Raw genomic sequence first — 25,481 nt, 5'->3', positions numbered from 1 at the left:
GATCGGAGCCGTAAGATTGGGTAGGCTAAGCTATGTGGCAATCGTCCGTCGTGATCACCTCAGCGAATTGTTTCGTCGTGTCGCGGGTTCACGACCTTGATGCGAGCCTCCGCAGCGCAGCGCGGATTGTGGTTCGCCCAGTCGGTTCTGCCCACCTCACCGGTCTTCACCGTCGGCCAGTTGTTCCGATTCGACATCGATCCCGACCCGGCGCGGCTCCTCGCCGCCGCCCGCCGGGTTGCCGGCGAGGCCGACGGTCTCCGTAGCCGATTCCGTGCCGACACCGACGGCGACGTCACCGTGGAGATCGGCGAGGCGATCCCGGTGACCCGGGTCGATCTCCCTGATGAGGGCGTCCCGGATGGCAGTGCCTCAGATGACGACGACGCGATCGACCGCTACGCCCGGGCCGCGGTGTGCACAGTGATCGATCCCGGGGCCGGACCGTGCGCCTCGATCACCGTGCTGACCGCCGGTGACCACACGGCACTGCTGCTGATCGCCCACCACATCGTCCTCGACGCGTACGGCCTGGGCCTGATCGGCCGACGCATTGCCGCGGTCTACGCCGACCCCGACGATGCTCGCGCGCTGCGCTCGATCTCCACATTGCCCGCCGATTTCGATGTCGCGCCGGATTCCGACCGTGACTTCTGGTCATCCGAATTGTCCGGCGTCACCGCACCTCTCACACTGTCCGGCTGTCCTCGGACCCATCGGTTGGCCGCCGATGTCCACACCGTCCGCACCGTCGTACCGGACGCGGGCGCGATCACCCGGTCGCCCGCCCGACTCACCGCCGCGATCGCCGCCTTCTGCGCCGGCGAGGCCGAGACCGACGACGTCGTGCTCGGTTTCCCGATGATGAACCGGCTCGGTTCGCCGGCGGCGAATGTCCCGTGCTCGACGGTGAACGTGATCCCGCTGCGGGTCGAGGTGCGCATGAGTGACACCGTCGACGATGTCGCCGACCGGGTGTCGGCCCGACTCCGTGCGGTCGCCGGTCATGCGCGCTATCGGGGCGAGGACATCGTGCGCGATCTGCGACACGTCGGCGTCGACGGCGCCATCGGCCCGACCGTCAACATCAAGCCGTTCGGCTCCACGATCGCCTTCGGGACGTCGACGGCGCGGGTCATGTCGCTCGCCCGCGGTCCGGTGGTGGACATGTCCGTCACGGCCCTCGACCTTGGCGTCCCGGACCCCGGGGATCTCGAACTCGTCCTCGACGCGGACACCGCCCTGTACGACCGGGACCGGGTCGAGGAGATCGCGCGTGGCATCGGCGGCATGATCGCGACCGCGATGTCGGACAACGGACCGCCGATCGCCGCGGCCCTCGTCGCCGCCGACGATCACCACGCGCGCCGGATCGCGATCCGCGCGGCCGACGACCGCGCGCGGGTCCCGGTGAACCCGGTCCCCGTAGTCGACCGCATCCTCGGACAACCGGACCATCTCCCGGCGGTCGCGTGCGGAGACGAACGCCTCACGTTCGGCGACCTGCGACGGCGAGTCGACCTGCTCTCCGCGCAACTCGGGCCATGTGATGCCGAGGACGTGGTGGCCGTCGCACTGCCCCGGGGTGTCGACCTCATCGCGGCCCTCCTCTCCGTGTTGCGCAGCGGCGCAGCATTTCTGCCGCTCGATCCCGGCTTCCCGGATGACCGCCTCCGTGTAACCCTCGACGATGCGAGACCGGTGGCGACGATCGAGAGCGGGCACGACAGGCCGATCGTCCGACGCCAGCGGGATTCGCGAGGGCGCCGATCCGGTGTGGGACCCGTTGCGTCGGCACACTCCCCCGCCTACGTCATCTACACGTCCGGATCGACCGGCACACCGAAGGGTGTCGTGGTCGGCCATGCGGCCCTGCGGAACTTCACCGATGCCATGATCCGTCGGATCGGTCTGCGCCCAGGCCGGACGATGCTCGCCGTGACGACCATCTCCTTCGATATCGCGATCCTGGAGACACTCGTCCCACTCGCCGCCGGATCATCCGTGGTCCTGGCGACGCCCGACGAGGTCCACGACCCGACGGCGCTGGCCGCGCTCATCGGGCGTCACGGCGTCGATCTCATGCAGGCGACCCCGTCACTGTGGACCGCGGTCCTCGACAGCGGCCACGGCGCCTCCCTGGCCGGCGTCGACGTGCTCGTCGGCGGTGAGCAACTCCCGCCCACGGTGGCCGAGAGCCTCGTCACCTACGCGCGGTCGGTGCGCAACATGTACGGCCCGACCGAGACGACGATCTGGTCGACGACCGCTCACGTCGAGGCCGGAGCCCCGATCCGGATCGGCACACCCATCGACAACACCGGTGTGCGCGTCCTCGACGCCGCCCTGTATCCAGTAACGCAGGGCCGGATCGGCGAGCTCTATCTCACCGGCGATGGGCTGGCCCGCGGCTATCACGGAATGACTACGATGACGGCCCAGCGGTTCGTCGCCGACCCGTTCGGCGGCCCGGGTGCACGGATGTATCGCACCGGCGACCTCGCCCGAGCGGGCGACGACGGGGCGCTGGAGTGCCTCGGCCGGATCGATCACCAGGTCAAGGTCCGGGGCTTCCGGATCGAGCTCGGCGACATCGAGAACGCACTCGCCGAGCACGATTCGGTCGCCCGCGCCGTCGCCTCGACGATCGACGGACGGCTGATCGCCCATGTGGTCCCAACCGGAGAGACGGACGTGGACGTGACGGTTCTCCGTGACCACGCGGCCTCGCTACTCCCCGACTACATGGTTCCGGCGGCGGTCCTCGTGGTGCCCGGCCTGCCCCTCACTCCGAACGGGAAGGTCGATCGCCGGGCGCTGCCCACTCCCGACTTCGCTGCAGAGGCCGGTCAGGGCCGGGCGCCGCGGTCATCCGCCGAACACGCGTTGGCCGAAGCGTTCGCCACCGTCCTCCGGCTTCCTCGTGTCGGTGCCGACGAGAACTTCTTCCATCTGGGCGGTGACAGCATCAGCGCGGTACGCCTCGTCGCCGGTGCGGCTCGCGCCGGCCTCGTGATCACCGTCCTCGACGTCTTCGACGGACCGACCGTGGCTGCGCTCGCGACGCGTGCGCGCCCGCTCGCCCTCACCGCTGCGCCCACGGACGACACCGGGTTTTCGACGAGCGGGACCAGCGACCGGATGACCACTTCCGGTGTCGGTTCCGACGAGATGGACGAGCTGATGGACGGAAACCTGTTGTGAGTGCCGCACGTCCGCAGGGCCTCGAGGACATCCTGCCCCTGACGCCCTTGCAAGAGGCGATCGTCTATCACTCGACGCGACCCCGCGCCGCCGGCGAGACCGACCCCTATCTGATCCTGGCGGACCTCGACCTGGGCCCCGCGGCCGACGTCGACACCGACGTCATGCAGCGGGCGATCGACACCGTCGTGCGACGCCATGCCTCGCTGCGGACGTCCTACACCCGTCGTCGGACCGGGCAACCCGTCGCCCGGGTGCATGGGGCGGTCGAGGTCCCGCTGTCGTACCAGGAGCTCGACGCGACCTCGGACATCGCCGCGGTTCACGCGGACCAACGCTCGCTGGGGGTGTCCCTCGCGTCGCCACCTCCGGTGCGGTTCGTCCTCGTGACAGATCGGCCGGCAGGAGGGACGGCCACCTCGACCCTGGTGATGGTGGCACACCATGTCGCCGTCGACGGGTGGTCGATCCATCGCGTGCTCGAGGAGATCGTCGCCGGCTACACGGGCGTGGAACTCCCTCCGGTGCAACCGATCAGCACCTTCCTGGGGTGGCTGACCGCACGCCCCGCCGACACCGAGGTCTGGACGCGGACGCTGTCCGGTTTCCGCGGCCCCACGCGGCTGCCGCTCGTCGATCAGCATCTCACCGGGAAGCCGTCGGAATCGATTCCGTCCCGATCGGCCGATCATCGTCTGTCCGCCGAGCGGTCGTCGGCGCTGCGTTCTCTCGCCCACCGCTCCGGCGCGACGCTGAACACGCTCATCCAGGTCAGCTGGGCACTGGTGCTGGCCGACCTGACAGACAGCGACGACATCGTGTTCGGCGCCGTGGTGTCCGGGCGTCATCCCGCCGTCCTGGGAGTCGACGAGATGGTCGGCATGCTGATCAACACCATCCCGGTGCGCGTCAGGCTCGACCCGTCCGAGACGCCGACCCGGCTGCTCGCCCGCGTCCAGCGCGAGCAACTCGCACTCCTCGATCACCAGCACACCGCGCTCGGCGACATCCAAGCGGCGATGGGGATGGGCGAACTGTTCGACTCCGTCGTCGTGTTCGAGAGCTTCCCGAGGGGTTCGGTCCGTCCGGTCATCGATGACGAGAACACTTATTCGGCAACCCTGATCGTCGAAGACGACCCGGAGATCCGGCTCGTGTTCGAACGTCGCGGGGTCGACCCCCGGCTCCTCGACTCCCTGGTGGGCCTTCTCGGCGCGCTCGCCGACGCCGGCGATGTACCGGTCGGCCGACTGCCCCGATCAGGTTCGGACGGTGTCGATCAGGGAGCCGGCCGCGGACTCGCCGGTCACAACGCCGGGCATCGGCAAGCGCCGATTCCGGCGCTCCCCTTCCGCCCGGTCGCGGCACGGATCGCAGAGATGTCGGCACAGGCCGGCCGCCGGCTCGCCGTCGTCGCCGGTGACACACGGATCAGCTATCGCGAATTCGAGACCACGACAGCACGATTCGCCGCAGCCCTGGATCGCCGCGGGATCCGTGCCGAGTCGATGGTCGCGATCGCACTGCACCGCACACCCGCGGCGGTGGCGATGCTCGTCGCCGTGATGCGCACGGGAGGCACCTATCTGCCCATCGATCCCGCCTATCCGGCCGACCGGATCGCGTTCATGCTGGCCGATGCGAATCCGGACCTGGTCGTCGACGACGCCGTGCTCGCCGACATCGTCGCGGAGACGACCGACGACCCGTCGACGATGCCCGTCGGTGCCATCCGTCCCGACGCCGCCGCCTACCTCGTCTACACCTCCGGCTCGACCGGCCTTCCCAAGGGCGTCGTCGGCACCGCCGGCGCCCTCGCCAACCGGATCGGCTGGGCCGCACGGCACTGGGACGCCACGACGGTCCTCGCCAAGAGCTCATTCGCATTCATCGACGGCACGACCGAACTGTTCGGGGCGCTCGCGGCCGGTGCGACCGTCGTCCTGGCCGACGACACGACCTCACGGGACGCCGGACGACTGAGCGAGCTCGCCGTCGCCACCGGGGCCGACCAGATCACGGCAGTCCCGTCCCTCGCCCACGCCATGGTCGACGCAGCGGAGCCCACCGCCCTGCCGCTGCGGCCACACCGCTGGATCGTCTCCGGAGAACCCATGACGTCCACTGTCGTCGAGCGTCTGCACACGTCGGCGGCCGAGGTCGTCAACTCCTACGGCTCCTCCGAGGTCGCCGGTGACGTCGCGACCGGCATCGTCACCGGCCCGGTGCACATCGGTACCGCCGTGCCCGGAGCCCGCCTGTGGGTGCTCGACCGCCGACTGCGTCCGGTCCCGTCGGGTGTGCCCGGCGAACTCTATGTCGCCGGCGTGCAGCTCGCCCGCGGCTACCACCGCCGTCCGGATGAGACGGCAGCACGATTCGTCGCGGCCACCGATGGTTCCGGCGCTCGCATGTATCGCTCCGGTGACCGCGCGGTCCTCGCCGGCGACGGGACGCTGCACCTCCTCGGCCGCAACGACGGTCAAGTGAAGATCCGCGGCAACCGCGTGGAGCTCGGCGAGGTGGAGGCCGCGCTGGCCGCCATCGGCGGGGTCGATGCCGCCGTCGTCGTCGCCGGCCGGTCCGACGACGGGCAGGGCGAGGTCGCTGTCCGTCTTGACGCCTACCTCACCGGTAGCGCCGACACCGCCGACGTCGCGGCGCGACTCCGCGCACGCCTGCCCGCGTTCATGATCCCGTCGACGTGGACACGGCTCGACAGCCTGCCGCTGACGCCCGGTGGAAAGATCGACCGGCGCGCACTCCCCACACCCGACACCGTTCGCCGAACCGGACGACGCCGGCCCACCAACGACCTCGAACGCGCGGTCGTCGGCATCGTCGCCGATGTCCTCGGCATCCCGGAGCCCGGGCTCGACGACGACTTCTTCGACCTCGGTGGACACTCGCTGTCGGCGACCCGGGTGCTGACCCGCCTCCGGGTCACCACCGACGCCGTCCTCACCGTCGCGCAGGTGTTCGACCATCCGGTGCTGTCGCAGATCGTCGATCTCGTCGCCGGTGAGTTGGAGGCGGCACCATCCGCTTCGGACGGTTCGACGACGGCACCGGACGAACCGGCCGCGCTCGACGTGCGACCGAGTCCGTTGCCCCTGTCACCGGCGCAGCGTCGGTTGTGGTTCCAGAGCGGTGTCGACGACGCCGCCTACACCATCCCGTTCGCCGTCCGACTGACCGGCGAACCCGATCGGAACCGCCTCGTCACGGCACTGCGCGGGATCGTGCGCCGCCACGAGGCCCTGCGGACCAGAATCGTCGACGGCGCCCAGATCATCGATCCGCCGTCGGCCGCCGACGATCTCGGACTCGGTGAGATCGCGGTCGGCGGGGTCGTCGGCGACGCCGACACGACGGCGGCGATCGACGCCCTCATCGCGCGACCCTTCGACCTGACCGCCGACCTGCCCATCCGTGCCGACCTGCTGGGCGCCGTCGGGTCGACGGAGTCGGCGACGTCAACAATGTCACGACCGTCGACGTCGATCCTGCTGATCACGGTGCATCACATCGCCGCCGACGAGTGGTCGGCGGGCCGGCTCTTCGACGAACTCGCAGCGGGTTACAACGGTCTGGAGGTGGCGCCCCCGCCGATCCAGTTCGCCGATCACACCGTCTGGCAGTTGCAGCGCCTCGGCAGCCGTGACGAACCCGGATCGCGCGCATACACCCAACTGGAGTTCTGGCGTCGCGAACTGTCCGGGGCGCCTGAGGAACTCGACCTTCCGGTCGATCGACCACGCGGCGCTGACCGCGGACACGGCGGCGACGAGATCGTGCGCGTCATCGACGCCGAGCGCCTGACAAGGCTGCGCGCTCGCGCGCGTGATGGGGGCGCGACCATGTTCATGGTCACGCATGCCGCTGTCGCCGTGGCCATCTCGGCGTCCGGCGCCGGGCATGACATCGTCGTCGGGACTCCTGTCGCCGGGCGGTCTGCGGCCTCCGCGGACCGGATGATCGGCATGTTCGTGAACACCCTGACCCTGCGGACAGATCTGTCCGGCAACCCGGATCTGGCCGGGGTCCTGGCACGCGTGCGGACCGCCGATCTCGCCGCCTACGACCATCAGGACGTCCCTTTCGACGAGGTGGTCACAGCGCTCGCCCCGAACCGGTCGCTGGCACGTCACCCGTTGTTCCAGACGATGGTCCAGTATCGCGACCCCATCGTCGCACCCGATTTCGACGGCCTCACGGCCGTTCCGCTCTTCCCACGGACGACCACGTCGAAGTTCGACCTGACCTTCGAATTCGCCGAGCTCGCCGACGGCGCCGGGATCCGGCTACGCCTCGAGTACGCGACCGAACTCTTCGATCGCCGCACAGCCGACGAGCTCGCCGGCCGTGTCACCGCGGTGCTCGACCTGCTCGCCGCCGCCCCTGGCACACGTATGGCCGACCTGCGACTGACCACGCCACAGAGTCTCCCCGGAGTCGCGTCGTCCCGTGCGTTCGTCGGCGCAGACCTCCGGATCGGTCGCACGGCGCGCACTCTCGTCGACATCATGAGCACGACGTTCGGACGGTCGGGCGAGCGGACGGCGGTGGTCGCGGGCGGCGAACGCCTCACCTATGCCGAGATCGACCGTCGCAGCGCGGCACTCGCCCACCGGCTGATCGCGGACGGCGTCGGGCCGGGCGACCTCGTCGCGCTGCGCGTGCCGCGTTCGGCCGATCTCGTGATCGCCCTCCTCGCGATACTGCGGACCGGCGCCGCCTACGTGCCGATCGATCCCGATCATCCCGCCGAGCGGGTCACCGGAATCATCGAGGACGCGCACCCGCGACTGATCGTGGACGGGCAGTACCTCGCGGCAACAGCCACCGACAGATCCGAGTCGGCGACGCTGCCGGAGATCGGCCCGGATCACCTCGCGTACGTCATCTTCACGTCAGGCTCGACCGGTCGACCCAAGGGCGTCACCGTCACCCACGGAAACGTCGTCGCACTGCTCGACGCCACCGACGGCCTGTTCGACGTCACCGCCGACGATGTGTGGACGATGTTCCATTCGTACGCTTTCGACTTCTCGGTGTGGGAGCTGTGGGGTCCGCTGTCGACGGGTGCGTGCATCGTGATCCCGGATCGATCGGTGACCCGGGCACCGGATGAGTTCGGCGCACTGCTCGCCGCCGAACGGGTGTCGGTGCTCAGCCAGACTCCGTCGGCGTTCTTCGCGCTCGACGCCGCTGTTCGCGCGGGCGGGGACGTCGACCTGTCCGCGTTGCGGTACGTGATCTTCGGTGGCGAGGCCCTCGATCTGCGTCGGCTGCCCGACTTCATGGCCCGACACCCCCACGTGACGCCGGTGAACATGTACGGCATCACCGAGACCACCGTGCACGCCAGCCATCTCACCGTCGACGAGAAGACCGCGCGCACGGCACCCGGCAGCGACATCGGTGCACTGCTGCCCGGCTTCTCCGGCGCAGTGCTCGACGAGTACCTGCGCCCGGTCCCCGACGGCGCGAGCGGTGAGCTGTACCTCGCCGGTCCTCAGGTCGCGCCCGGGTACCTGAATCGTCCGTCGCTCACCGCGGCGCGATTCGTCGCGGATCCCGGTTCCCACGGTGGCGTGCTGTATCGCACCGGCGACCTGGTCCGTCGGACCACGGACGGGCGACTGCTCTACCAGGGCCGATCCGACACCCAGGTCAAGGTCCGTGGATTCCGGATCGAACTCGGCGAGATCCGTTCCGCCCTGGCCGCACTCGACGCCGTCGACGACGTCGCGGTGATCACCCGGCCGGGACCGGACGGCAACGACCGGATTCTCGCGTACGTCGTCGGTGACAGTCTCGACCCCGCGGCCGTCCGCGCCGGCTCGAGCAGTCGACTGCCCGAGCACATGGTGCCGGCGGCGGTCGTCGTCCTCGACGCCATCCCCCTCACCGTGAACGGGAAGACCGACACGTCCGCCCTGCCGGATCCGGACCTGAGCAGCGTCGGCGGTCGGCGTCCCACCAGCGACCTCGAACGCGCGCTCGCCGACGTCTTCGCCGACAGCCTCGGCATCGAGCGCGACCAGGACGGCCTCCCCGCGGTGTCCGTCGACGACGACTTCTTCGCGCTCGGCGGCGACAGCATCGTCTCGACGACGATGGTCAATCGTGCCCGCAGGCGTGGGCTGCAGCTCACGCCCCGAGATGTGTTCACCCACCGCACGATCGAGGGTCTCGCCGCCGTGACCCGATGGATCGACGACGACCCGGAGGCCGACCGCGATGCGGCTGGGCCCGGATCCGATGCGACCCGGCTCGCCGCGGTCGCGGTGCCCCTGCTCCCCGTCGTGCATCGACTGCGAGAGCTCGGTGGTCCGATCGCACGATTCAACCAGTCGCTGGTCGTCGACACCCCCGTCGATGCCGACCGCGCATCCTTGGAGGCGGCACTGCAGTCGATCATCGACACCCACGAGGCGCTGCGAATGACGCTGACGGTCGTCGCCGGTGTCGTCTGGAGTCTCGAGGCGGGGCCACCCGGCACGGTCAGCGCCGCCGAGGTGCTCGAGGTGGTGCCGCACGGCACACACACCGACGTCACCACCGCGGTACGGATCGAATCCGGCCGTGCCGCCGGACGTCTCGATCCGACTGCCGGCACCATGCTGGCGGCCACATTCCTCGAGCCGTGCGTAGGTGATCGGGGTCGCCTCGTCCTCGTCATCCACCACCTGGCCGTCGACGGGGTGTCCCGCCGGATTCTCCTCGACGACCTCGCGTCGTTCCACGCCGATGCCGCAGCCGGGCTCGCACCCACACCGCTGCCGGAGACCACGACCCTGCACGACTTCGCTGCCGTCGTCGCCGCCCGCGCCGACGATCCCGCACTGCTGAACGAGGCCACACACTGGGCCACCGTCCTCGCCCCGGGTGCCGATCTGATACCCGGCGCACCGCCGTCGGGGGGGCAGGTCGGCGACCAGCGCCACCAGGTCGTCACACTCGATGCGGAGACCACATCGGTTCTGATGTCCGACACTCCCGCACGATTGGGGGTCGGAATCACCTCGGTCTTCATCGGCGCACTGCGGATGGCAGCGACGCAGGTGTTCGAGACCGCCGACCTCCTCATCGACACCGAACGCCATGGCCGTGACACCGAGGGCGCGGGGCTGGGTGATCTCGATCTGTCGCACACGGTGGGCTGGTTCACCACCGTCGCCCCCCTGCGCCTACCGGTCTGCCACGATCTGTCGGCAGCAGTCAGCGACGCCGAACGACTGTGGCGCGAGATACCCTCGGCCGGAGCCGGTTTCGGGATGCTGCGATACCTCAACCCGCAGCTGTCGGCCGCGCTGGCGGGACTGTCACGCGCGTCAGTGTTGATCAACTATCTCGGCCGTTTCCCGGTCGGCGGCGGCATGGACTGGCAGCCGTCGGCCGAGTCGACGTCGCTCGCCGCCACCCCGGATGACGGCCTCGGGTGCGGATATCCCCTGGAGATCGACATCGTGTGTCGCGACGAGACCGACGGACCCGTCCTGGCAGCCACCTTCGCCCACCTGCCCGATCAACTGAGCTCCGACTCCGTCCGCGCCCTCGCCGGGGCGTGGCGCGCCGCGCTCGAATCCCTGTCGGCCCCGATCGATTCCGGAGCGCACGCGTGACCTCGACCTCCCTGCACACCCTGCCCACCCTCGCGGGGCAGCGCGATATCTATCTGGCAATGCAGGTGGCCCCGGATCCCACCCTCTACAACACCGGTCTCTACGCGGAGGTCTCCGCGGACCTCGACCACGCCCGTCTGCAGACATCGCTGGAGGCCGCCCTCGAGTCGGCCGAGGCGATGCGGGCGGTCTTCGCCGATGACGGCGGCGAGTTGCGTCAGCGGCTCCTGCCCGCCGACCGGTGGTCGCTGTCGTTCCTCGACCTGCGAGATGGCGATGCCCACACCTGGATGGCCGAGGACATGGCCAAGCCCATGGACATCCATGCAGGGCCTCTGTCCCAGTTCGCCATTCTGCGCGTCTCCGACGACGACGTCGTCATCTATCTCAAGGTCCATCACCTCGTCTGCGACGGCGTCGGGCTGATCCACTTCCTGCAGGCCGTGCAGGAGCACTATGACGGCAGGCCCGCCGAACGGGCATGGGACGTGACGACCATCGCCACCGCGGAGGCCGACTACCGGTCGAGCGAGCGATTCCGCGCCGACGAGACGTACTGGACCGAGCGGATGGGCGATCGACCCGAGCCGGTCCGGCTGCTCGCGGCGGAACCACCGCCGGGCAAGGGTCACATCCATGCGCGTTTCGAGGTGCCGGTGTCCGACCTCGTGCCGTTGCGTGCGCTGGCGTCCGAGATCGGTGTGCGTCCCACGGTGCTGATGATCGCCGCGATCACCGCTTTCGCTCAGATACGCACGGGACGCGATGATCTCACTCTCGCACTGCCCGTCACCGGGCGGCTCGACCGGGCGATGCGCACCGCCCCGTCCATGGTCACGAGCGTGCTGCCGCTGCGGGTCCGGGCGTACGGGCGGGACAACCTCGCCGACATCACACGGCGAGTCGACTCCGCTCTGTTCTCGCTCATCGCCCACAGCCGGTTCCGCGGCGAGGATCTCGGTCGCGCACTGGCCTCCGCCGGTAGATCCGAAACCGCCTCCGGCACTGCTCCATACCGGATGTTCGGGCTAGGCGTGAACGTCATGTCGAACACCTCGCGGCAGATGATCGGTGGGCATGTCCTCACCGCGCACGCTCTCGCGTCGGGTCCGGTATCCGACGTCGAGATCCAGATCCAGTTGCGCCGCAAGGACCGTCCCGCCGAGGTCGTGCTGCGGGGCGTCGAGTCGGTCGGCTCCGAGGTGGCGGCTCTCGCCGACGACCTCGCCGCATTCCTCCATGCGCTCGCCGCCCGTCCGCACGCCCGACTACAGGCCCTCGGCGACGGCATGCTCGGCGACGACCGTCCCGACGAACCAGGAGACGCCACCGGCGGACCGTCGGCCCTGACGCCGGCGTTGCATCGGCTGCGCCTGGCCGGTGTCGATCCCACCGTGCTGGCACCACGTCTGCTGTACGCCCGTGCGGTACCGGGTACACCGCTCGACCAGGTCCAGTCGGTCGTCGACGCGATCGTGGACCGGCATGCCGCGCTGCGCACGACACTCGAGCGTCCCGTCCCCGTCCTGTGGATGCTGTCCACCCTGCCCTCAGGACAGTGCCCGCTGCCCGTGTCCACGGGTCACGCGGGCGGACCGGGGTCGGGTGCGACCTTCGATCCGTCGACCGGCGAGCTCACCATCGCCGCCGACGCCGCGGTGATCGATCCTCGCTCAGCCCAGGTGATCTCGTCAGACCTGCAGACTGCCCTCGACGACCTCGCGGTCGGTCGCCATATCGAGATCGACCCGGTCCGGCGCACTCTCGCACAGGTCACAGCCGAGCTGAGCGCCGCCGCCGCGGATCCGTCGTCGTTGCCGCGGTGGCTCGAGATCCTCGCACCCGGAGCCACACTGCCGGTCCCGCTGCACGATCCCCGCGCGGGCCGGATCGTCCGACGGGTCGAGCTGACCACTCCGGCCGATCATCGACCGGGACCTGCGACGCCGACGGTACTGGCGCGGGTCGTCATGCGCGCACTCGCCGGGGTGTTCGGTACCCGCATGCCCGACGACCTGCTGGTCGATCTGGTCAGGGATCTGCGGCCAGTCGGCGCCGAGCGCACAGCGGGCCCACTGCAAGCCCTCTCTCCGGCGCGGCTGAACACCGACGATCCCGTTCCTGACGCGATACCCGGGCCCGCGTTCGACGTCCTGAGGCACCTGTCGCCGCAGATCGGTACAGCGCTCACGGCCGCGATCTCCGGCGGCGACATCGTGGAACCCACTGTCCTGATCGGTGATCTGGGCCTGCCGACCGATCACGCCCTGAGCGTTGCCGTCACGCGGTCGGACACGGGCTGGGCGGTCGACGTCGACATCGACCCGGCACGCGTGGACGACGCCGAGCCGGTTGCCGAGGCGATCACCACGGCAGTCGCCCTCGAGGCCGACACCCGCCTCGTTCCGCTCGACGAACGCGCGATGGCGTCATTGCGCGACCGCTTCGGCGACGTCGACGAGGTGTGGCCGTTGACACCGCTGCAGGAAGGTCTCTACTACCAGGCCCGGGTCGACTCCGACGCCGACATCTACACCGCACAGTTCTGGCTGGACTTCGGTCACCGGATCGACGCCGATGCGCTCCGCGCGGCCGCGGCCGAACTGATGCGCACCGATCCCGAACTCCGTGCGGCGTTCGTCGACCACGACGGTCGGCCACTCCAGCTGATCATGACGACCGTCGAGCCCGAACTCGCCGTCGTCGACCTCACCGACACCGAGTCCACGGCACCGGACGGCGTCGCCCTCGACGAGCGGATCGCGGGGGTCCTCGCCGCCGACCGCACGGTGCCCTTCGCGCTGGAGCACGCCCCGCTGTGGCGGATGACGCTGATCCGCCTGCCCGGCGGACACGACCGGCTCGTCGTCAACCGCCGATTCCTGTTGTGGGACGGCTGGTCCGGAGGCGTGTTCGTGTCGCGGCTCCTCGCTCATCTGCACGGCACACCCGTGCCGGCGCGAGAGGCGTCGCTGCGCGACTATCTGGCGTGGATCGACGGCACCGACGACGCGGCCTCCATCGCCGCGTGGCGCGATCATCTCGCCGGCTACGACGAGCCCGCGCTCGTCGCGCCTCGCGCGGTCGGTCTGACGCCGCGTGCGCCACGGCGCATCGAGGTGGATCTCGGCGAGGACCTGTCCGCGCGTCTGCGCGACGATGCTCGCACGGCCGGTGTCACGCTCAACACGATCGTGTCGACGGCGTTGACCCTCACCCTCTCCCGGGTACTCGGCCGCACCGACATCGCGTTCGGATCGACCGTCGCCGGACGGCCGACCGAGGTGCCGGGTATCGACACGGTGATCGGCCTGTTCCTCAACACGGTGCCTGTCCGGACGGTGCTGCGTCCCGACGAGACCGTCGGCGATCTCCTCCGCCGAGCCCAGGACGACCGTGTCACCCTGATGTCCCACGACCACATCGGATTGGCACGGCTGCAACAGGAGACCGGCCGCCCGGTGCTCTTCGACGTGCTCTACGTCCTGCAGAACTTCCGCACCGAGGAGGAGGAGCGGACCCAATCGCAGTTGCACGGTCTGATCGGTGAGGGCAGCCTCGACCACACGCACTACCCGCTCGCCCTCGTCGTCACCCCGGGCGCCTCGATCCGCTTCCGACTCGAATACCGCGACGATCTCATCACCGACGACGCCGCCGGCGCAGTGGTGCGCCGGTTCCGGTATCTGCTCGACGGCATCGGGCGGAATCTGACGCGGCCGGTGGCGTCTCTCGACTCCGGCCTGCCGACCGATCGCCCCCTCGTCGGTCCGGTCCACCCGCTGCCGCGGACGACCGTGTCCGAGTTGCTCGCACATCGTGCTGCCCTGATCCCCGACGCCGACGCACTCGTGTCCGACGATCGTCGTCGCACCTATGCCGAACTCGAGTCCGATGTCGATCGCCTCGCCCACGCCCTCCACGATCACGGTGTCGGCGCGGAATCCGTTGTCGCCCTCGCCATCCCGCGTAGCATCGAGACCGTCGTGGCGTTGTTCGCGATCCTGCGTGCCGGCGGCGCCTACCTGCCGCTCGAGCTCGACCACCCCGACGACCGCCTGCACGCGATCCTCGACGACGCGTCACCGTCGCTGATCCTCACCCACTCGGCGGTCGCCGGCCGGTTCGCCGGCCTCGGCCTCGCGGTACTGACGGCGGATCGCCCACCCGCGCCGATCGAGCCGGAATGGATTGCACCGCAGGTCGATCCGGACTCACCCGCCTACGTCATCTACACGTCCGGGTCGACGGGCAGGCCCAAGGGCGTTGTCACCCCGTATCGTGGCCTGACCAACATGCAGCTCAATCACCGCGAGAAGGTCTTCGAACCCGCGATCGCGGTGGCCCGTCGAGCAGGCATCCACGGACGTCTCCGCATCGCGCACACCGTCTCCTTCGCCTTCGACATGTCGTGGGAGGAACTCCTCTGGCTCGTCGAGGGCCACGAGGTGCACGTCTGCGACGAGGACCTGCGGCGGGACTCGGCCGCCCTCGTCGCCTATTGTCTCGACCACCGGATCGACGTCGTCAACGTCACCCCGACCTACGCCGCACAACTGTTCGCCGACGGCCTCCTCGACGGCGTCGACCACGTCCCACCCCTCGTGCTCCTCGGTGGCGAAGCGGTCTCCGAGCCGGTCTGGACCCGCCTGCGCGAACACCCACATACCTTCGGATACAACCTCTACGGTCCGACCGAGTACACCATCAACACGCTCGGCATCGGCACCGACGAGTCACCCACCTCCTCGGTGGGGACGCCCATCTGGAACACCACCGCGCATCTGCTCGATCCGTGGCTCCGGCCAGTACCTGCCGGCATCGCCGGCGAGCTCTACATCAGCGGAGCGGGGTCGGCCCGCGGGTACCTCGGCCGACCGGATCTGACCGCCGAACGGTTCGTCGCCGATCCGTTCGCCGTCGGCGGCCGCCTGTACCGCACCGGGGACCTGATGAAGGTCCGCGACGACGGGAACCTCGACTTCCTCGGCCGCACCGACGACCAGGTCAAGGTCCGGGGTCACCGGGTCGAACTCGGCGAGATCGACGCGGCGTTGACCGCATTCCCGGAAATCGCGTCGTCTGCTGTCGTCGCAACCGCGGATCCGGCGGCTCCAGACGTCAAACGCCTCGTCGCCTATGTCATCCCGACCGAATCGGATGCGATGCCGGACTTCGCCGACATCCGGCGCAGGCTCGCGACACGGCTCCCCGACTACATGGTGCCTACCCTGTTCGCCGCCGTCGACGCGTTCCCGATGACGGTCAACGGCAAGCTCGACCTGCGTGCGCTGCCGCAACCCGAACGCACTGGCACACGACGGGCGCCCGAGACCGACCTCGAGCGTCACCTGTGTGCGATCTTCGCCGACGTCCTCGGCATCGCCGACGAGCACGACGACGACGGGGCACCGGTATGTGCCGTGGGCGTCGACGACGACTTCTTCGAGCTCGGCGGCCATTCGATGGCGGCGATGAAGCTCGCGGCGGCCTTGCGCACCGAACTCGGCGCGGAGGTCGCCATCCGGGACCTCTTCGAGGCACGGACCCCGGCAGAACTGGCCCTGCGCGCACGGATGACCGGTTCGGCCACCGACATCGACGTCGGCCCCCGACCGGACCGCATCCCGCTGTCGCCTGCCCAGGAGCGGCTGTGGGTGCTGCACGCGGTCGATCCCACCGACGTGTCCTACCACTACGGCCACGTCATCCGGCTGCGGGCGGCCGTGGACAGCACGGCCCTGCGCGCGGCGGTGCGCGATCTGCTGCTCCGTCACGAGAGCCTGCGGACGGTCATCGACGAGAGCGTCGATGGGGAACCCGCCCAGCGTGTCCTCCCGGTCGAGGAGATCCCCGAGGTCGTCGAGTTCGGTGAGGTCGACATCGCCGACCACGGGGACGAGCAGGGCGTCGTGGCCATGGTGACCGAGCGTGCGCGGCAGACCCTCACCCGACCGTTCGCACTCCGGACGGCGCCACCGATCCGGATCCGCCTGGACGAGATCACCGGCGGAGACCACGACTTCGCGACCGGCGTGCTGACCATCGCCCTGCATCACATCGCCACCGACGAATGGTCCGACCGTCCGTTGCTGACCGATCTCACGATCGCGTACGCGGCCCGGATCGCAGGGATGTCACCGGATTTCACCCCGCTGCGGGTGCAGTACGCCGACTACGCGATCTGGCAGCAACGTCGTGTCGCCGAGCGCGGCACCGCCCAACTGGACTTCTGGCAGCAGACCCTGGCCGATCTGCCCGACGAGCTCCTGCTCCCCCGCGACCGGCCCCGACCGGCCGGTTCCCCGGGATCCGCAGCGACCGAGACGATCACGCTCGACGCGAAGAGCCGGGCGCGGCTGCACGAGATCGCCCGTTCCCGCCGGGCGAGCATGTTCATGCTCGTGCAGGCGGCGGTCGCCACGATGCTGCACCGGGCCGGCGCCGGCGACGACATCCCGCTGGGCACACCGGTGTCGGGCCGAACGGATCCCGCCCTGGACGATCTCGTCGGGTTCTTCGTCGGCACACAGGTGTTGCGGACCGACGTCGGCGGACGCCCACGGTTCGACGAACTCCTCGATCGCGTCCGGACCGTCGACCTGGCGGCGTTCGATCATGCCGACGTCCCGTTCCAACAGATCGTCGAGCGGTTGGCCCCGCCGCGGGTCCGAGGACGCAACCCGCTGTTCCAGGTCACCGTCGGGTACCTCCCGCTCGATGCCGTCCCGGGCGAATTCCTCGGCGCACCGGCCACATTCGAGCCGATCTCCGCGGTTCAGGCGAAGTTCGATCTGGCGTTCACGTTTGTCGACATCACATCCACCGGCGAACTGACCGTCGGACTCGAGTACGCCACGGACATGTTCGACCCCGCCACCGCCCGGATGCTGCTCGATCACCTGCGTCACGTCCTCGCCGCGGTCGCGGTCGACCCCCACGTCCGCATCGACACCATCGACCTGATGAACGAGATGCAACTCGACGCCCTCCGAGAGCTGGAGAGCGGCCCTGAGCAGTTGGCCGGTGTCCCGGGAATCACCGTCGTCGACTTCCTCCGCGCCGCCGCGACGGCGCATACAGATCAGCTCGCGCTGCGCGACACCGCAGGTCGCTCCCTGACCTACGGCGCACTTGGTCGGGCCGCGACCCGGATCGCGATCACCCTGCACGACCTCGGCGTCGGGCCCGAGGACGTCGTCGCCGTCATCATGGATCGCAGCATCGGGCAGCTGGTGGCGCTGCAGGCGGTCCTCTACAGCGGGGCCGCCTACCTCCCCGTCGACTCCGACCTCCCCGCCGACCGGATCGCGCTGATGATCGACGACAGCACGCCGGCGGCGATCATCTGCGACGCGTCGACGGTGGCGACCGCGCTCCCGCTGCCTGCGGACCTGCCGAAGATCACGCTGTCCGACGACGTCGTCGCCGACCTGTCGTCGAGCACCGATCCGACGGTCGACGAGCCCACCGTGCCCATTCCGGGTACACCCGCCCCCGACAACCCGGCGTACGTCATCTACACATCGGGATCGACCGGACGGCCCAAGGGCGTCGTCGTCAGCCACCGCAACCTCGTCAACTTGCTGCGTTGGCGGCTCGAGAGCATGCCCGGCGGTACACCCGGCCCGCGGGACGCCGTCCTGGTGAAGACACCGGTCGGCTTCGACGGCGCCGTCTGGGAGCTGTTGCTGCCGTTCGTCTGTGGCGCCACGGGCGTCGTCGCCGAGCCCGGCGCCCAGCTCGATCCCCGGCGCCAGGCCGAGATCATCGCCGCACACGAGGTGACCACAGCCGTGTTCGTGCCGTCCCTGCTGGAGCAGTTCGTCCCGCATCTGGGCTCGGTGCCCGGGCTGCGTCAGATCATCGCCGGTGGCGAGGCCCTCACCGCCGATCTCGCGGACCGCGTCCTGACCAAGGCGCCGGACCTGCGACTGATCAACGCCTACGGTCCGACGGAGACGACAGTGGTCGTCACCGACCACACCGCACAACCGGACACCACCACCCGGACGGTCCCGATCGGGCGCCCTATCGCCGGCACCGAACTCCTGGTGCTCGACACCTCCCTGCGGCGGGTACCCGACGGTACCGTCGGTGAACTCCATGTGCGTGGGACATCCCTCGCCCGTGGCTATCTCGCGCGCTCCGGCCTCACCGCGTCGACGTTCGTCGCCGACCCGACCGGTGAGATCCCGGGTGCACGGGTCTATCGCACCGGTGATCTGGTCCGACGCCGTGACGGACTACTCGAGTACATCGGACGCTCGGACACGCAGGTCAAGCTGCGCGGCAACCGGGTCGAACTCGGCGAGATCGAGACAGCGATCCGATCGCTGCCCGGTGTGTCCGGCGCCGCGGTCGCCGTCGACGGAGACCGGCTGATCGGCTGGGTCGTCGGTGACCAGGCGGTCACCGTCACGTCCGAGGAGTTCGTCGAGGCCATCACCAGCAGACTGGCGGCGACGCTACCCGCCCACATGGTCCCGGCACCCATCGTCGTGGTGGATGCGTTGCCGCTCAATCACACCGGCAAGCTCGACCGGAGGGCGCTGCCGCTGCCCGCGCGCGGTTCGGCGACGGGCACGTCGCCCCGGACCACGCTGGAGGCGGACCTCGCCGAGATCTTCGGCGCGGCGCTCGGCGCACCGGTGAACGACGTGGACGCGAACTTCTTCTCGCTCGGTGGACACTCGCTGCTCGCGATCAAGGTCACGAATCTCGTGCGCGCGACGCTGGGGTATGACCTCGGCGTGCGGGTCCTGTTCGATCACCCGACTGTCGCCGGCCTCGCCGGTCACCTCGAATCCGCGGACCACACGGTCGACCCGGCCGGTGTCGTCGAACTACTGCGCCGCCCCGAGGACAGTCCTGTCCTCTCGTTCGGGCAGGAGCAGATGCTGACACTGCACGCGATGTCGGGGCCGTCGGCGACATACAACGTCCCGATGCTGTGGCGCCCGGGCGGACCCACGGGTACGGCACCGATCGACCGCGACGTGCTGCGCGCGGCGATCGCCGATGTCGTCGGCAGGCACACGGTGTTGCGCACCCGATACCCCGACGGGATGCCGGAGCTCGTCGACCGGCCTCGAGTGGTCGTCACCGACGCCGCGGGTGGCGAGGAACTGTTCGCCGGCGCCGCGCATGCGTTCGACCTCGCCACCGAGATCCCGATCCGCGTCACGGCCACCGACGCTGTCGCGGTGGTGACCATCCATCACATCGCGACCGACGAATGGTCGGCGGCTCCGTTGCGCGCCGACCTCGATGTGGCGTACGCCGCCCGGCTGTCCGGCGTCGACCCGCAGTGGGACGAATTGCCCTTGCAGTACTCCGATTTCGCTGCCTGGCAGCGGGAGACCGTCGCCGGTGACCGACGGGAGCGACAGCTGCAGTACTGGCGCGAGGAGTTGGCCGGCGTGCCCGACGAACTCGCACTTCCGTATGACCGTTCTCGTCCACCACGTCCGACCGGGCGCGGCGACGGCGTCTTCGTGCTCCTCGAGCCCGACCTGGCCGGTCGGTTGCGGGACCTCGCCGATGGTGTCGGGACCTCGATGTTCATGCTGATGCACTCGGCGGTCGCAGTGCTGCTCTCCCGACTCGGCGGTGGCTCCGACATCCCGGTCGGCACGCCGGTGACGATCCGCAACGATCCACGCCTCGACCGCCTTGTCGGCTTCTTCCTGAACACCCTGGTCCTGCGGACCGACGTGTCGGGCGACCCGACCCCTCGAGAGTTGCTGGCACGGGTTCGTGCCACCGACCTCGCGGCGTTCGATCATCGCGATATCCCGTTCGAACAGGTCGTGGAGGCAGTGTCGGCGTCACGATCGTCGGCGCTGAACCCGTTGTTCCAGACCATGGTCGTCTATGTCGACGGCCGACTGCCCGATCCCGACATCGCCGGTGGCGACGGATCCGGCCGACCGACGACCGCCAAGTTCGATCTGTCGTTCGACTTCACCGAGGACACGACGTCGGGCGAAACGCGGATCGGCGGCGTGATCGAGTACAGCACCGACCTGTTCGACCGACCCACCGTCGAGGCCATGGCACAGCGACTCGTCGCGGTCCTGGAATTCATGGCGGCACAACCGGATGCGTCGCTGCGCGGTCTCGACGTGCGGACCCCCGACGAGCGCCGCGACGTCGTCCGTCCGCCGGCTCCGCCGGGCACATTCGACGAGTTGTTCGACGCCGTGGTCGCGCGCGATACCGACGCGCCGGCACTGCGCGGTCCCGACGGCACCCGCACCTTCGGTGAACTCGATGTTCGGGTCCGTGGTCTCGCAGCACGTCTCGTCGACGCCGGGGTAGGTCCCGAGGACGTCGTCGTCGTACGCCTACCGCGTTCGGTCGTCGCGCTCGAGACGATTCTCGCGGTGCTCTACTCCGGCGCAGCCTATCTCCCGATCGAGCCGGACACGCCGGCCGAGCGGGCCAACTCGATGCTCGCGGCCGCGCGTCCGCGCCTCGTCCTGGAATCTCCGGAAGATCCGCTGCTCGCACCGGTCGACGGCCCGGTGCCCCCGATACGTCGGATCCGCACGCTGCGTCCCGATCATCCCGCGTACCTGATCTTCACGTCCGGTTCCACCGGTGTGCCGAAGGGTGTCGTGGTCCCGCATCGCGGGTTGACGAATCTGTTCGCGAGTCATCGGCGGATGCTGCATGAACCGACCAGGGCCCGCACCGGGCGTGATCGCCTTCGCGTCGGTCACGCCTGGTCCCTGGCCTTCGACGCCTCGTGGCAGCCCCAGCTGTGGCTGCTCGACGGCCACGAGATCAGCATCGTCGACGCGGACACACAGCGGGACGCACAGGCTCTGGCCGCCCGATTGTCCTCGGAGGCCTGGGATTTCCTGGAGCTGACGCCGTCCCACCTGCGCCTGCTGGGTGGGGCCGAACGCTCAATGGCCGCCATCGGATTCGGCGGCGAGTCCGTCCCGGATGCACAGTGGCAGGAGCTGCGGGCACTCACCGATTCCGACGCCTACAACCTGTACGGCCCGACGGAGGCCACCGTCGACGCCCTCGTCGCCCGCGCTTCTGACGCCGAGCATCCCGTCATCGGTTCGCCGGTGGACGGCGCCCGGGCATACGTGCTCGACAGCGCGTTGCTGCCGGTTCCGCACGGCGTCGACGGTGAGCTGTACCTGTCCGGGGCGGGACTGGCCCGCGGCTATCTGGGGCGAGGCGATCTGACCTCGGAACGCTTTGTCGCGGATCCGTTCTCGGCGGACGGTTCCCGCATGTACCGGACCGGCGACACCGTTCGGCGTCGTCGCGACGGCAACCTCGAGTACCGCGGACGCGGCGACGATCAGGTGAAGATCCGTGGCTTCCGCGTGGAACTCGGCGAGGTCGAGGCCGCGCTCGTCAGCGTGCCCGGCGTCGACACCGCACTCGCCGTGGCGCGTTCCGGACGACTCGTCGGCTATGTCGTCGGGCACGCCGTGGCCGTTTCCGACGGTTCGGGGTCCGACGCCCCACCCGACGCATCCGTGGTGCGCGCGGCGGTCCGCGATGTGCTGCCGGACTACATGGTGCCGTCGTCGGTCGTCGTGCTCGACTCGTTCCCGACCCTCGCCAACGGCAAGATCGATCGACGCGCACTCCCCGAGCCGGAGTTCAAGACCACTGTTCGCACTCCGGAAAGCCCTGTGCAGCAACAGATATGTCACGCCATCGCGGACGTCCTCGGCCTTCCGCGCGAGCAGGTCGGTCTGGACGAGGACTTCGGCGAGCTGGGTGGCGACAGCATCGTCGCGATGCAACTCGTCGCACGGCTGCGCGCCGAGGGCTTCGTGGTCTCGCCGCGCGACATCATGACCGGGCAGACCGCGGGCGAACTGACGCAGATGCTCGACGATCCTGCCGACGCCCCCGCGGTGCGTGCAGTGCCAGAGATCTCCTCGGGTGCGGTCCCCGCCACACCCATCATCCGGTGGCTCGAGGAGCTCGTCCGCCACTGCGGCTCGGGCGTCGCGGCGGCCGGCGATACGAGGGGCGGGCGACCGGTCGACCTCATCCGTGGATTCCATCAATCCGCGTTGCTCACCGTACCCGCCGACCTCGACCTCGAGGTGCTGCGGTCGACGCTGGCGAGGCTCGTCGCCCGGCATCACATGTTGCGTGCGAGGCTCGTCGTGGATGACGGACCGTGGCGTCTCGAGGTGCCGGAATCGGTGACCGGCGCACTCCTGATCCGCGAGACCGACGACGACATCGCCGCCGTCGCGCGACGAGCCCGCGCACGCCTGGATCCAGAGGCAGGTGTGATGGCATCGGCGGTCTGGGTCGATCGCGGCCCCGACGTCCCCGGGCGTCTCCTTCTGGCGGTGCACCACCTGGTCGTCGACGGCGTCTCCTGGCGCACACTCGTACCGGAACTGGTGGCGATCTACACCCAGCTGCACGACGGTACCGAGCAGGTTTCCTTGCCCGCCGCACCCACCGCGTTCGCGTCGTGGGCCCGCGCACTGGTCTCACTCGACCGGTCGGCGGAACTGCCGATGTGGGAGAACCTGCTGGGCGGGTCGGTGCCGTCGGCCGACGCGTTGTTCATGCGGACGCTCGACCCGTCGATCGACCTGCAGGGCACGGCACGGCGGCATCGGGTCGAGATCGACGTCGAGATCGCCGAGAGCCTCCTGGGGCCGGTGCCGTCGGTACTCGGCGCCGCCGTCGACGATGTGCTGCTCGGAGCGTTCGGCGTGGCCATCGGCGTTCCGACGCTCGTCGACCTCGAGGGGCACGGTCGGGAGGAGCACCTCGTGCCCGGTGCGGATCTGAACGGCACCGTCGGGTGGTTCACGGCCGTGCACCCCGTGCGGGTGGGTGGCGGTGGATCGCCGCGCGAGCAGGTGCGGGCACTCACCGCACAGCGTGCGGGCCTGCCCGACGGCGGCATCGGCTACGGCATCCTGCGGTATCTCGATCGGCAGGATCTGCCCGGTGCCGCAATAGAGTTCAACTATCTGGGCCGGTACCGTTCGTTCGGGTTCGGCGACTGGGGAATGGCCCCGGAATCGGCCGAAATCGGACCGGACGACGCCATGCCCGCCGGGCACGGGCTCGTCGTCGACGTGACCACGCTCGACGGACCGGACGGAACCCGAATGCAGGCGAACTGGACATACCAGCCCGGCCTGATCGCACGCGAGGCGGTCGTCGCCCTCGCCGACCGGTGGGTCGCGGTACTCCGCGACCTCACCGCCGGCGGCGCCGACGGTAGCGAACAGTCGGCCGGCGCCGAGCACGTCGGCGGCACCGACTCCGGACAATTGGGAGGCAACACCCTGTGAGCAAGGCACGATCCCTACTCATCGACATCTCACCTTTGCGCGAGAGTGCACCGTTTCGTCGCATCTTCGTCGCGCGGCTCATCTCACTGATCGGCATCGGACTGCTGCTGGTGTCGGTGCCGGTGCAGATGTACGACCTGACGAAGTCCTCGGCACAGGTCGGCGCGGCCACCGCTGTCACCGGCATCACGACCTTCGTCGGGATGCTCGTGGGCGGCTCCCTCGCCGACAGGTTCGACCGCAAACGTCTGATCCTGATCGGCCGATCCGGAGCGGCACTCTCGTTCGCGGGTCTCGCGATCAACGCGTTCGGACTGATCGCCGGGACGCCGTCCGTGGCGGTCCTCTACGGACTGGCCGGGATCGACGGATTGATCGGCGCCCTGTCGACATCGGCGTTGATGGCGGCGGTGCCGACCCTCATCCCTCGCGATCAGTTGGTGGCCGTCGGTGCGCTGAGTGCGTTGACCGTGCGGATCGGCTCCGCCGTCTCACCCGGCATCGCCGGATTCATCATCGCGGGCGCCGGCGTCGAATGGGCCTACGTGATCGCCGCGTGCCTGGCGACCACCACAGTCCTCATCCTGACCGGTCTGCCGGCGATGCCGCCGACCGCCCCGGTGGTCGGCCACACGCCACCGACGCCGCCGACCGGGACCGAACCCGCTGCACCGCAGGCAAAGACATCCCTGGTGCGGTTCATCGTCGGCCAGCGTGTCGTAGCCGGTGTGATGATCGTCGGCGTGCTCGCGATGCTGGGCGCGGGCATCGTCGCCCTGTTGCCCGCATTGGTGGCCGAACGCTTCGACAGCGACGCGCGCGCCACCGGACTGCTCTACGCGGCGGTCGCGGCCGGCGCGATGGTCGCGGCACTCACCAGCGGCTGGTTGTCGGCGGTCCAGCGACCCGGCGTGGTGCTCGTGAGTGCACTGACGTTGACCTTCGTGGTCCAGATCCTCTTCGGGCTCGCGCCGATCATCTGGCTCGCGCTGGCGCTGCTTGTGGTCATCGGATTCATCGAGGCCATCCAGGAAGTGTTGCGCTACGCCATCATCCAGCATCACACCCCCGGACCCCTGCTCGGCCGGGTGAACGGCATCTGGATGGCACAGGAGGTCGGGGGTGTCACCGTCGGCGCCGTCGTCGCCGGTGCGTTCGGCACGATCTGGGTTGCCTCCGAGGCCATCATCTACTACGGCATCGTGATGGTCGTGCTGTCAGCGATCGCCGCTCTCACGCTGCGCTCGCTGGCGGGGGTGCGGAAGGAGCCGGCGGTGCAGGAGACCTCGGTGTCGTGATGCCCGGTGTCGGGAGGTCCGTGTCGTGATGCCCT

The 25,481-nt window shown here is 69.6% G+C and carries 4 protein-coding genes; all 4 read left to right on the top strand.

The window, feature by feature from the left end; translation table 11 throughout:
- The first annotated feature begins 99 nt into the window (after nucleotides 1-99).
- Genes QSJ19_RS10970 through entS form a run of 4 tightly spaced genes read left to right on the top strand, consistent with a single transcriptional unit; the run spans nucleotide 100 to nucleotide 25,446 of the window.
- Nucleotides 100-3,204: a non-ribosomal peptide synthetase gene (locus QSJ19_RS10970; protein ID WP_286320356.1), complete on the top strand. Its 3,105-nt coding sequence runs from the start codon at nucleotides 100-102 to the stop codon at nucleotides 3,202-3,204.
- Nucleotides 3,201-10,835 carry a non-ribosomal peptide synthetase gene (locus tag QSJ19_RS10965; protein WP_286320355.1) on the top strand — a complete coding sequence of 2,545 codons (7,635 nt, stop codon included), beginning with the start codon at nucleotides 3,201-3,203 and terminating at the stop codon, nucleotides 10,833-10,835. Before QSJ19_RS10970 ends, QSJ19_RS10965 begins: the two co-directional genes overlap by 4 nt.
- Entirely contained in the window at nucleotides 10,832-24,148 is a 13,317-nt protein-coding gene (locus QSJ19_RS10960; RefSeq protein WP_286320354.1) for a non-ribosomal peptide synthetase, read from the top strand. Before QSJ19_RS10965 ends, QSJ19_RS10960 begins: the two co-directional genes overlap by 4 nt.
- Complete coding sequence (gene entS, locus QSJ19_RS10955) at nucleotides 24,145-25,446, top strand: enterobactin transporter EntS (RefSeq protein ID WP_286320353.1); 1,302 nt, start codon at nucleotides 24,145-24,147, stop codon at nucleotides 25,444-25,446. Before QSJ19_RS10960 ends, entS begins: the two co-directional genes overlap by 4 nt.
- The last annotated feature ends 35 nt before the right edge of the window (nucleotides 25,447-25,481 follow it).

The sequence above is a fragment of the Gordonia sp. ABSL11-1 genome, assembly GCF_030315685.1.
Classification (GTDB): domain Bacteria; phylum Actinomycetota; class Actinomycetes; order Mycobacteriales; family Mycobacteriaceae; genus Gordonia.
This window is presented reverse-complemented; position numbering and strand designations above follow the sequence as displayed.

What these genes read in the sequence shown, in the direction of transcription:
- QSJ19_RS10970 (WP_286320356.1), top strand. Translation starts at nt 100, where the DNA reads ATGCGAGCCTCCGCAGCGCAGCGCGGATTGTGGTTCGCCCAGTCGGTT.